Source organism: Variovorax sp. 22077, assembly GCF_052044195.1.
GTDB classification, from domain to species: domain Bacteria; phylum Pseudomonadota; class Gammaproteobacteria; order Burkholderiales; family Burkholderiaceae_C; genus Variovorax; species Variovorax atrisoli.
In genome coordinates, this window is record NZ_JBQEQC010000129.1 from 1 (window position 1) to 347 (window position 347).

1 protein-coding gene is annotated in these 347 nt (G+C 70.9%); it reads right to left on the minus strand.

Going from position 1 to position 347, the window contains the following annotated elements; genetic code table 11:
* Window positions 1–347: AMP-binding enzyme (locus ACTJLF_RS34810; protein WP_440884931.1), on the minus strand; the 347-nt coding region annotated here is incomplete at both ends.

A 347-nucleotide genomic window follows, 5' to 3' on the forward strand; every position in this document is an offset into this window, starting at 1 on the left:
GCCACCGAGGTCGAAGAAGTTGTCGTCGATGCCGACCTGGGGCAGGTGCAGGATCTCTGCGAAGAGGGCCGCGAGGATCTCCTCCTGGGGCGTGCGCGGAGCGCGGATGCTCTGTGGCGTGAAGTCCGGCGCGGGCAGAGCCTTGCGGTCGAGCTTGCCGTTGGGCGTCAGCGGCAAAGCCTCCAGGACCACGATGGCCGCGGGGACCATGTAGTCGGGCAGAGCCTCCGAGAGGCTGCGGCGCAGCGCCTGGGTGTCCAGGGCGGCGGCGTCCGAGGCCTCGGGCACCACGTAGCCCACGAGCTGCTTGTGGCCGGGAGTGTCCTCGCGGGCGATGACGGCGGCCT